This is a genomic window from Nostoc sp. DSM 114160 (genome assembly GCF_053470305.1).
In genome coordinates this window covers 903,476-915,268 of sequence record NZ_JBPFGO010000004.1, presented here as the reverse complement: position 1 = coordinate 915,268, position 11,793 = coordinate 903,476, and the positions used below count along the sequence as shown (strand labels likewise).

4 protein-coding genes and 1 pseudogene are annotated in these 11,793 nt (G+C 41.7%); 4 read left to right on the top strand and 1 reads right to left on the bottom strand.

What is annotated here, in order from left to right; genetic code table 11:
- Window positions 1-11 precede the first annotated feature (11 nt).
- From NSTCB13_RS35875 to NSTCB13_RS35865, 3 genes and pseudogenes are all read left to right on the top strand, one after another.
- On the top strand, window positions 12-5,033 hold the full coding sequence (locus NSTCB13_RS35875) for an AAA family ATPase (RefSeq protein WP_448275753.1): 5,022 nt from the start codon (window positions 12-14) through the stop codon (window positions 5,031-5,033).
- Window positions 5,015-5,929: pseudogene (locus NSTCB13_RS35870) on the top strand (sensor histidine kinase); the annotation flags it as partial. The gene NSTCB13_RS35875 and the pseudogene NSTCB13_RS35870, both read left to right, overlap by 19 nt.
- A 231-nt stretch (window positions 5,930-6,160) precedes the next feature.
- Entirely contained in the window at window positions 6,161-8,059 is a 1,899-nt protein-coding gene (locus tag NSTCB13_RS35865) for a PAS domain-containing sensor histidine kinase (RefSeq protein ID WP_448275751.1), read from the top strand.
- A 299-nt stretch (window positions 8,060-8,358) separates the two neighbouring features.
- On the opposite strand, the gene NSTCB13_RS35860 is transcribed toward NSTCB13_RS35865, so the two are convergent.
- Entirely contained in the window at window positions 8,359-9,486 is a 1,128-nt protein-coding gene (locus tag NSTCB13_RS35860) for an ABC transporter ATP-binding protein (RefSeq protein WP_448266638.1), read from the bottom strand.
- A 378-nt stretch (window positions 9,487-9,864) separates the two neighbouring features.
- On the opposite strand from NSTCB13_RS35860, the gene mrdA reads away from it, so the two are divergent.
- A complete protein-coding gene (gene mrdA, locus NSTCB13_RS35855) occupies window positions 9,865-11,712 on the top strand; it encodes a penicillin-binding protein 2 (RefSeq protein ID WP_445626387.1) in 1,848 nt (615 codons plus the stop codon).
- Window positions 11,713-11,793 lie beyond the last annotated feature (81 nt).

Below are 11,793 nucleotides of genomic sequence, written 5' to 3'. Positions count from 1 at the left end.
GATATAGCAGTATGGTTAACATGAGAGTCAATATTCCCGGATATCAGGTTAGCGAAGAACTCTACAATGGTTCGAGAACCATAGTTTATCGAGGGTATAAAAAGACTGACTCATTACCTGTAGTCATCAAATTATTGAAAAATCCTTATCCGAGTTTCAGCGAACTCTTGTCGTTTCGCAATCAATCCACCATAGCCAAAAATCTTAACTCACCTCTGATTATCCAAACATATAGCCTGGAACCCTATCAAAATGGCTATGCGCTGGTGATGGAAGACTTTGGGGGGATTTCTTTAAAAGATTATTTCACCTCTGTAGAGACGCGATATATCGCATTTTTGGAGGAATTTTTGCAGATTGCGATCGCACTGTGCAACACCTTAGATATACTCTATCGCGATCGCATTATCCATAAAGATATCAAACCCGCCAATATTCTAATTAACCCCGAAACCAAACAAGTCAAATTAATTGATTTTAGTATTGCCTCTCTGCTACCAAGAGAAACTCAAACCCTCCTCAATCCAAATGTGCTAGAAGGAACGCTGGCTTATATTTCACCAGAACAAACTGGACGGATGAATCGCCAGATTGACTACCGCACTGATTTTTATTCAGTCGGTGTGACTTTTTACCAATTACTCACTGGAAAATTACCATTTCAATCAGAAGATGCGATGGAGTTGGTACATTGTCATCTTGCGAAAACAGCAACCTTAGTACATGAAATTAATTCAGCAATTCCATCTGTGCTCTCTGCAATTGTCAGTAAGTTGATGGCAAAAAATTCTGAAGACCGCTATCAGAGTGCATTAGGGCTAAAATATGACTTAGAAAACTGCTTGATTCAATTGAAGGAAACGGGCACAATAGAAAACTTCCCTATTGCCCAACGGGATGTGTGCGATCGCTTCATCATTCCTGATAAAATTTATGGACGAGAAGCCGAAGTATCAACCCTACTGCAAGCCTTTGAGAGAGTCAGCCTTGGTGCAACAGAAATGATATTGGTAGCAGGTTTTTCCGGCATTGGTAAAACAGCAGTTGTCAACGAAGTTCATAAACCCATTGTGCGGCAACGCGGTTATTTTATCAAAGGGAAATATGACCAATTTCAAAGGAATATTCCCTTCAGTGCATTTGTCCAAGCCTTCCAAGATTTAATGGGGCAATTATTAACCGAAAGTGAGGCACAAATCCAGCAATGGAAAAACAAAATATTAGATGCTGTTGGAGAAAATGGTCAGGTAATTATTGAAGTCATACCCGAATTATCAAGAATTATTGGCGAACAACCACCAGCTATAGAATTATCAGGAACGGCGGCAGAAAATAGATTTAATTTATTATTTCAAAAATTTACTCAAGTCTTTACCAGTGCTGAACAGCCCTTAGTGATGTTCTTAGATGATTTGCAATGGGCAGATTTGGCATCGCTGAAGTTAATGGAGCTTTTAATGGCTGATACAAGTTATCTTTTGTTAATTGGTGCGTACCGCGATAACGAAGTTACTCCAGCACATCCATTAATCTTAACCTTGAGTGAGATTCAAAAAAAACAAGCAACGATTAATACGATTACTTTAGCGCCATTGAGTCAAGTCAAAGTAAATCAATTAGTTGCTGACACGCTGAAATGTCCAGAAACTTTGGCATTACCTCTTTCTCAATTAATCTCTCAAAAAACTCAAGGAAATCCGTTTTTCGCTACCCAGTTTCTCAAAGCATTACATCAAGATCGACTGATTCAATTCACCCCCCCAACTCCCCCCGATCGAGCCGGGGGATGGCAATGTGACATTGCACAAGTGAACCAGCAAGCAGTTACAGATGATGTTGTAGTCTTTATGGGTTTTCAATTGCGAAAACTACCGCCATCAACTCAACAGATATTGCAGTTAGCAGCTTGTATTGGCAATCAGTTTGATTTAGCAACTTTGGCAATTGTTTCAGAAAAATCAGAAATTGAAACGTCGGCGGATTTATGGAAAGCATTACAATCAGGCTTGATTTTGCCGATTGGCGATGTTTATAAGTTTTATCAGGGAGAAGAAAATGAAAGATTGGTAGTGTCAAATGAAAATACTACTAAACAAATAGCCAAGTATAGATTTTTACACGATCGAGTACAACAAGCTGCTTATTCCCTGATTCCCGACGAACAGAAAACGGCAACTCATCTAAAAATTGGACAATTACTTCAACAAAATTTCTCCGAGTTAGAGCAAGAGGAAAAACTGTTCGATCTGGTCGGGCATTTGAATTTAGGAAGTGAGTTAATTACTCAACCGCAAGAACGAGAAGCCTTAGCTCAACTTAACTTAAAAGCGGGACAGAAAGCCAGAAATTCTACAGCATACACTGCGGCAAGAGTTTATCTGCAAAAAGGGATTGAGTTACTGACAGCTAACTGCTGGCAAAGTCAGTATCAATTGGCTCTGAATCTCCATGTTGCTGCTACGGAAGCCGCTTATTTGAATGCCGATCTTGACAGTATGGAACAGATGGCTGCACTGGTGTTAGAAGAAGCTCAAACAATTTTAGACAAAGTTAAAATTTACGAAATTCAAATAATGGCACTGGCAGCCCAGAGCCAGATGTTAAAAGCTATTGTAGTAGGTAGAGATGCCTTGGGGCAATTGGGGGTAGAACTCCCGACTGCACCTGACGAAGCCAAAATTAGCCAAGTGCTACAGACTCTTGCGGCTCAACTAAGCAGTAGCAGGATTGAGGAATTAGTCGATCTCCCGATAATGAGCGATCCTCAGACTCAGGCAGCCATGCAAATGTTAGGAATGTTATTTGCACCCATTATCCAGGGAATGCCAGAATTAGTGCCCATACTGAGCGCGACGATGGTGAGTTTATCGCTCTCCTTTGGGAATTCGCCTGCATCAACAGTGGGGTATGTGATTCATGGTCTGGTACTGTGTGGTTTTTTGGGAGAAGTGGAAACAGGCTATAGCTTTGGGCGATTGGCACTGAATTTGATTGACCGATTTAATGTGCGGGAATTCAAGAGCAAGGTTCTACTTCTATTTGGATCTTTTATCCAACATCGTCAGGAAGCTCTGAGGGCAACGATGCTGACGGGTAAAGATGGCTATGCGACTGGTATAGAAACTGGCGATTTTTTCAACGCTGGCTATAACATCGGCATTTACTTTAATGCCAACCTTTTTGGTGGGGTAGAACTAGACACTTGGGAACCTGAGATTGCAGCTTACAGCGGCGTTATGGCAGATGTGAAGCAATATTCTGCCAAGACTTATTTGGATATGAAACAGCAGGCGATACAAAACTTGAGGGAAACTCGTATTCTGTCGGATTGCTTAATTGGTGATGCCTACGATGAAAGGGTGATGATTCCTAAGCACCATCAGGACAACGATCTTTGTGCGATCGCTCTTGCTTACTTCTACAAACTTCTCCTTGCCTACTGTTTTGGTAATTACACGGCTGCCCTAGAACATAGCGCTCAAGTCAAACAGCATTTAATGGCAATATCAGGCTTGATGCTGATTCCCATTTTCCATTTCTATACAGCTCTGACGCATTTGGCACTCTTCACCACACAGCCAGAGCAGGAGCAAGCAGAACTTCTCGCTTTGGCAAAAACCCATCAAACTATTTTGCAACAGTGGGCGCAGAATGCTCCCATGAATCATCAGCATAAATGGTATTTAGTTGAAGCCGAAAAGTATCGGGTTTTAGGTAATAAAGCCGAAGCAATTGAACATTACGATCGCGCGATCGCAGGTGCAAAAGAAAATCACTATATCCAAGAAGAAGCCCTCGCTAACGAATTAGCCGCCAAATTTTACCTTGGTTGGGGGAAAGAGAAAATCGCCGCAGGTTATATGCAACAAGCATATTATTGTTATGCCCGTTGGGGAGCAAAAGCCAAAGTCGCCGCCTTAGAAAAATGCTATCCCTTATTACTTGCGCCAATATTAAAGCAAAGCCGTTCGGTTCTTTCTACTAACGAAACTATCTTCACTTTGGGAACTGTGACATCTACCAGTTCTTCCAGTTCTAGCAGCAGTGTCTCAGATACTCTAGATTTAAAAGCAATTCTCAAAGCCTCTCAGACTATCTCTGGTGAAATCGAACTCGAAAAACTACTTTCATCGTTACTTTCCACCATCATCGAAAATGCTGGGGCTGATAAATGTGTGTTAATGCTGCTGCGAGACAATCGCCTGCTAATTCAAGGCTCAATTATTCAGGGAACAAACCCAGTGGTATTGCAGAACCTTCGGGTTGAAGAAAGTCAAGACATTCCCCACAAGCTCATTTACAAAGTCAAGCACAGTCAACAGACTGTTGTCTTATTGGATGCAACCGCAGATACCACCTTAGCCAATGACCCCTATATTATCCGTCAGCAGCCGAAAAGTATCTTGTGCAACCTAATTTTGCATCAAGGCAAGTTGATGGGCATTTTATATCTAGAAAATAATTTAACAACGGGGGCGTTCACGAGCGATGGCTCCGCCAACGCCAAGGGCGAACGCGTCGAACTGCTCAATTTAATTTGCGCTCAAGCCGCAATTTCTTTGGAAAATGCCCAACTTTATGAGCGATCGCAGCAATATGCTCAACAACTAGAGGAATCACTGAACTCATTGAGTGCGAGTAACTCTCGTTTCCATAACTTGGTAAACAATGTGCCTGGGGTAGTTTTTCAATATACCATGAGTGCCGATGGGGTTATATCGTTGAGCTACATTAGTGCAAATTGTTACAGCTTGCTGGAAATTACCCCAGAGCAAGCTATGTCCAATTGGCAGTTTTTAAACAATATGGTGCATCCAGATGACATCGCAAGTTTTCTACAGTCCCAAACTGAGGCCATTCAAAGCGAATCTTCCTGGCACTGGTTAGGGCGAATCATCACCCCATCAGGAATTATCAAGTGGATTCATGGGGAATCTCAAATCCAAAGATTTGCCGATGGGGGTCTATGGTTTGGGATGGATTGTTTTTGGATATTAGCGAACAGCAAGCTGCACTTCGCGAACGCAAACTAGCAGAACTTGCCTTACAGCAGAGATCCCTTGCATTAGAAAATGCCTTGAACGATTTGCAGCACGCCCAACTGCAAATTGTCCAAAGTGAAAAAATGTCGGCGCTGGGTAACTTAGTTGCCGGAGTTGCCCACGAAATCAACAATCCTGTCGGCTGCATTATTGGCAACGTTGATGCTGTCCAAGATTCCATCAATGACCTATTTGGGTTGATTGACCTCTACAACGATAAATTCCCCCAACCTGGAACTGAAATTGAAGAAGAATTAGAGACAATTGATCTGGAATATTTACGGAACGATTTACCCAAGTTAATCAGAGCGATGAAAGATGGTGGCGATCGCATCAAATCCATCAGTCATAGTCTTCGTACCTTTTCCCGCGCAGATAAAGATTACAAAGTGCCATTTAACATCCACGAAGGTATTGACAGTACGATTTTGATTCTCAAACATCGCCTCAAAGCTAACGAACAACGCCCAGCAATTCAAGTAATAACTGAATACGGTAATTTCCCTCAGTTTGAATGTTTTCCCGGACAATTAAACCAGGTATTTATGAATATCCTCGCTAATGCCATTGATGCCTTAGATGAGTCAAATGCTGGGCGAAATTTTGCAGAACTTCAAGAAAATCCTCACAAGATTATCATTAAAACTTCATTGAAATCTCATCAGGTAGAAATAACTATTGCTGATAATGCTAAAGGGATGAATGAAGAAGTCAAACAAAAAATATTTGACCATTTATTTACGACGAAATCTGTTGACAAAGGTACGGGTTTGGGGTTGGCGATCGCCCGTCAAATTGTTGTGGAAAAACACGGGGGTTCGATACACTGCAACTCCTCCCCAGGAAAAGGTACAGAGTTTGTAATTGCAATTCCAGTGCGGTACTAAATAGTGCTGAGTAGACCAACTTTAGCTAAGAGCAATTCTTTCTGAAGCTGCATAGAATTCGATCCCCCCTAGTAGTCTGCCAAGCGAAGTTTGATGGGTGAATAAGTTCGTAGTTAGGACTTTAGTCCTTAATTTGAGCGCTTTAGCGCTCACTACAAACTAAGCATTGTTGGGTTGGCAGACTACTAGCTATCTGTTAATAGCACTAAGTAAACTAAATCGGAGTTGAATATGTGTACTGAAAAAATCAATGAAGAGATATTGCTTTTACGTCAGCAAAATGCCCAATTGCTGCAACAGCTAGAAGCATTGCAAGACCTTTATTCAACTACGCTGTTAGCCGAACAACATCAAATTTGGGAATTAGTTACTGATGAAGTCCCACAGGATTTACAACTGATAGAATTACAGTCGAAATTGGCAGATAATTCTACCTTTGTAGAATCAGCAAATAAAATTCGCGGACGGCATCACCAAGCGGCGGCAACTGCTCTGGCTGAGAGCGAGGCTAAGTATCGCCAACTCGTGGAAAATATCAGCGATCTGATTTTTTCCATGTCAGTGGAAGGTCTTTTTACTTATGTCTCACCACAATATAAAAATGTTTTAGGATGGGAACCTTCAGACCTACTTGGTCAACCCTTTGCCCCCCTGCTTCATCCTGATGATTTCCCTCTAGCTCAGAGAAAAATTCAAGAAATGGTGGAAACCAAGGGGCAGCGAATCGCAATAGAATTTCGCCACCAAAAAAAGGATGGAAATTGGTGCTGGATGAGATCAGTGGCTTCGCCAATTTTCGACTCAGACGATGAAATTATTGGTCTTCATGGCGCTATTAGCGATATCAGCAGTCGCAAACAAGCTGAAGAATTAATCAAAACCTCGCAAGCAGAATTACTCGCCTTATTCAACGCTATGCAGGATGTGATTCTTGTCTTGGATGCCGAAGGAAGATACTTAAAAATCGCTCCTAGTGGTGCGCCCTTACTCTATCAACCTCCTGCGGAACTGCTGGGCAGAAAAATATATGAGGTTTTACCCTCTGCTTGTGCCAACTATTTTCTCAACTCTATTCAACAAGCACTCTTAACTAAAAAAACTGTGAAGGTAGAATATAGCTTGCCTATAGGCGAGCAAGAGGTTTGGTTTGAGGCGAATATTGCCAGCATGACCGAAAACACCGTTGTTTGTGTCGCCAGGGATATCAGTGAGCGCAAACAGATGGAAGACCAATTGCGACAACAAACAGAAAATTTAGCCCAAACTCTTCAAGAACTCAGACAAACTCAAGCACAAATGATTCAAGCAGAAAAAATGTCTAGTCTGGGTCAACTTGTGGCTGGAGTTGCTCACGAAATCAACAACCCCGTTAATTTTATTCACGGTAATCTCACTTATATTGAGGAATATACTCAAGACCTGTTGCGAATAATTCACCATCAGCAGCAATCTGGTAATAAGTTGGAATTTCAGGCTTTGTGTGAGGAAATTGACCTAGAGTACATCCAAAAAGATGTACCAAGAATATTGAGTTCGATGAAAGTTGGCACTCAGCGCATCCGTCAGATTGTGCTGTCGTTACGAACCTTCTCACGCATAGATGAAGCCGAGTTTAAAGCAGTAGACATTCACGAAAGCATTGACAGTACTCTAATGGTATTGCAACATCGCTTCCAAGAAACAACAAAGCTTCCAGCCATTCAAGTCATCAAAGACTACGGCACATTACCTTTAGTGGAATGCTATGGCCGACAACTCAATCAGGTGTTTATGAATATATTGGCGAATGCCATTGATGCTTTAGAAGAATGGACAATTGAGAATGCACAATTAAGAATAGACAATTTCACATCTGGGTTGTTAACTCCCACGATTGCCATTCGTACATCAGTGATAGATTCCAGTTGGGTAAAAATTGCGATCGCTGATAATGGAATAGGTATGTCAGAACAGATTCAACAACAAGTTTTTAATCCGTTTTTCACCAACAAGCCTGTAGGTAAGGGAACAGGTATGGGAATGTTTATCAGTTATCAAATCATTACAGAAACACATGGTGGCAAACTGGAATGTCATTCATCACCAGCAGCAGGAACAGAGTTTGTAATTACAATTCCAATTCAGCATTAAAGTTTTTTTGTAATTGTAAGGTTATATTCCTTATGGGGCGGTTGTCCTCCTCACCGAATTTTAGATTTTAAATTTTGGATTTTTGATTAAAGATTCAAAATTAAAAAAGGTCTGAACGCGAGTATGTCAAAGAGTTGCCCCCGAATTTATACTCGCCCCCCTAGTAGCAATCTACATAGAATAAATCTAAAATCCTTCGACTGAGCGCTCACAACTAAGTCTCAAACTAATTGACAAGCCTTTGATTTGATTGCTGGGGTCAATCTAAAATCTAAAATCTAAAATCCAAAATTGTTTGACTATTGACTAATAGCTAAACAATCAGTTTCTGCCCACCAAGCATAAATAAGTGTGTCGCGGTCTGGTAAAGTGCCCAAAGTATTAGGTTGCAACACATTAATGCTAATGCCATTTGTTAATTCCATAACATAATTAACGTGTGTGCCCAAATACATAACGTTAACCAGCCGTCCTTCAAAGCAGTTAACTGGCAAATTAGGTGGATAAAGCGAAAGCTGTATTTTTTCTGGACGCACACTCACTACTACAGCTTGTGATAATTCAGTTGGTGTATCCTCAGCGCGGCTAATAACAATTGAGAGTCCCATTTTTGTAGAAATTTTAATACTAGAGGAGTCTACCGCGACAATTTCACCACTGAATAAATTAGTATCACCAATAAAATCAGCAACAAAGGATGTACAGGGACGTTCGTAAATTTGGCTGGGAGTGCCAACTTGTTCAATTTTGCCTTGATTCATTACGGCAATGCGATCGCTCAAAGACAATGCTTCTTCTTGGTCGTGTGTCACCATCACAAAGGTTAACCCCAAGTCTTTGTGTAAATTTGATAACTCAACCTGCATTTCTTTACGTAGTTTGAAATCTAACGCCCCTAAAGGTTCATCTAGTAGTACCACGGTGGGACGGTTGACTAGGGCCCTTGCTAAAGCTACTCGCTGCTGTTGACCACCAGAAAGTTGATTGGGAAAGCGCGATCGCAAACTTTCCATTTTCACCAGTTTTAAAGCTTCTTGGACTCTAGCTTCAATTTTCGATTTGGGTATTTTTTTTAGCCGCAGTCCAAAGGCGATGTTATTCCAGACATTCAGGTGGTTAAATAAAGCGTAACTTTGAAATACAGTATTGACGGGTCGGCGGTAAGGGGGCACATTAGTCATGGACTGACCCTGAATAAACACCTTACCAGCGTCAGCAATTTCAAACCCAGCAATTAAGCGCAGTGTTGTTGTTTTACCACAACCGGAGGGGCCTAAAATACTAAAAAATTCTCCTTGTCTAACATCCAAGTCAATCCCATTTACTGCTGGTTCTTGGTTAAAAAACTTGAAGACGTTACGCAGTTCAACATCAAGTGGCTGAAAACTTGTTATCCCCCTCTGATTTTGCATGACGATTTGAGCCATAATCCTCAGTAGAATGCCGCGATCTTAAGTGATTTTGTCAATTGCTCTAGTCTTTTGGGCAGACTATATTTGACACTTTGGTTTATTGTATCCGCCAAAAACAATTGTTCAAGAATATACTCGTCCGATTATTTCATACTCAGTAATAAAAACAAGAATATGGTAGTATTATATACAAAACTTATTATTTAGATAATCTGTAATTAAGTTAACAAGTCTTAAAATTGCATCTTAGCAATTGCTAAAAGGCTGGCTGGAATTGCATTTATTCATTTTGAATTTTGAATACTTCGGCTCCCTTCTCTACGAGAGGCTGTGCCAACGACTTCGCTCAGGGCAAGACGCTCAGTACAAGTTTTGAATTTTGAATTAATACTTATGTCTTCATTCCCATCACTTGGTAGCAAAAAAGATACACGTACAGTTGGACGTGGTGTCCAATCAATATTTTTAATCGTATTTACCCTATTAATGACCAGTGGAATTGAGGCTCGTTTGGCTTACTTGCAAATAGTTGATGGGCCAAAACTCCGGGAACGAGCTGAAGCAAACCGAATTCGGATGATTCCCAAGCAACCAGAACGGGGCAATATTTTTGACCGGAATGGCAAACTTTTAGCTAGCACTCGCTATCCTAGCTCTGTATATTTGTGGCCGATGGCACATACTAAGCCTTCCTGGTCTGTAGTCGGCCCGCGTCTAGCGCAAATTCTTAACATTCCCCAAGAAGAGATGGAAAAGAAATTAGAACAAGCTGGTGCTAATTCTTCTTCACTCATCCGGGTTGCTCGCGATTTAAATGAAGCAGAAATTACGGCATTAAAGGAGTATAAAAATGAACTCCCAGAAGTGGAAATTAATACAGATTCTGTACGTTATTATCCCCACGGCAAAGAATTAGCGCACGTACTAGGTTATACACGGGAGTTGACCGCCGAGCAGTTAAAAGGCAAGAAGGAGTTAGGCTATCGACTGGGAGATGTCATCGGTCAGATGGGTGTGGAAAAGGCTTATGAGAAAGCTCTACGGGGCGAATGGGGCGGTCAGCAGGTAGAAGTGGATGGTGCGGGTAGACCAATCCGAGTTATCGGAGAGAAACAGGCAAAAGCTGGTAATGATTTGCACCTGACCATAGATTTGGATGTGCAAAAGGCAGCCGAAAAAGCTTTGGGAAATCACCGAGGTGCGATCGCAGCACTCGATCCGAATACTGGTGCTGTTTTCGCGCTGGTATCTTATCCCACCTTTGACCCGAATATCTTTTCCAAACAAAAACTTTCTCAAAAAGATTGGGAAAGCTTGCAAGGTAAGGATCATCCTTTGGTTAATCGTGCCCTGAGTGCCTTTCCACCCGCCAGTACTTTCAAAATTGTTACTACAACAGCTGGACTCGAATCAGGTGAATTTTCTCCTGATACAATACTACAAACCTTTGGTTCTCTTACCGTGGGTGGGGTGACATTTGGTGAGTGGAATCACGCCGGATTTGGGCCATTGGGATTTCCCAGAGCGATCGCTATGAGTAGTGATACTTTCTTCTATCAAGTTGGCAGAAAAGTTGGCGGCCCAACTCTAATCAAATGGAGTCGCAAATACGGGTTTGGTCAAAGAACTGGTATTGAATTTCGTGATGAAGAATCAGTAGGCTTGGTTCCAGATGAAATATGGAAGCAGAAAGTTTTGAAAACGCCTTGGACTGTTGGCGATACCATTAATATGTCAATTGGTCAAGGTGCTTTGCAAGTGACACCACTGCAATCGGCGATTATGTTTTCTGTCCCTGCTAACGGTGGATATCGAGTTCAACCGCATTTGCTTAAAGATAACGAAGAAGCAAAAAGTTGGCGAGAATCCTTAAATATGAAGCCAACAACTATCAAAGTTCTCCGCGATGGACTGCGAAGGGTAGTGAGTGAAGGCACTGGTAAGCGCTTAGACGTGCCGACAATTGCCCCAGCGTCCGGGAAGAGTGGCACAGCTGAAGCTGGTGTTGGTCGCCCAAATCATACATGGTTTGGTGCTTATGCGCCCAGTAATAAGCCAGAAATTGTGGTTGTGGCCTTTGGGGAAAATACTGGCGAACATGGCGGTACTATTTGCGGGCCGATGGTTTTACAAGTACTAGAAGCTTATTTTCAGCACAAATATCCAGGTAAGTATCAAAAACCTCAGCCTGACCCATCAGAAGCTAAAACTCAAAGTTCAGGACATAGCACTGGAGATTAGTACCGCAAGGCAAAAGTCAAAAGTCACGCATTCAAACGTCAAACAGGTATACAGCGTAAGAGTTTCTAGTCTATCCCATTA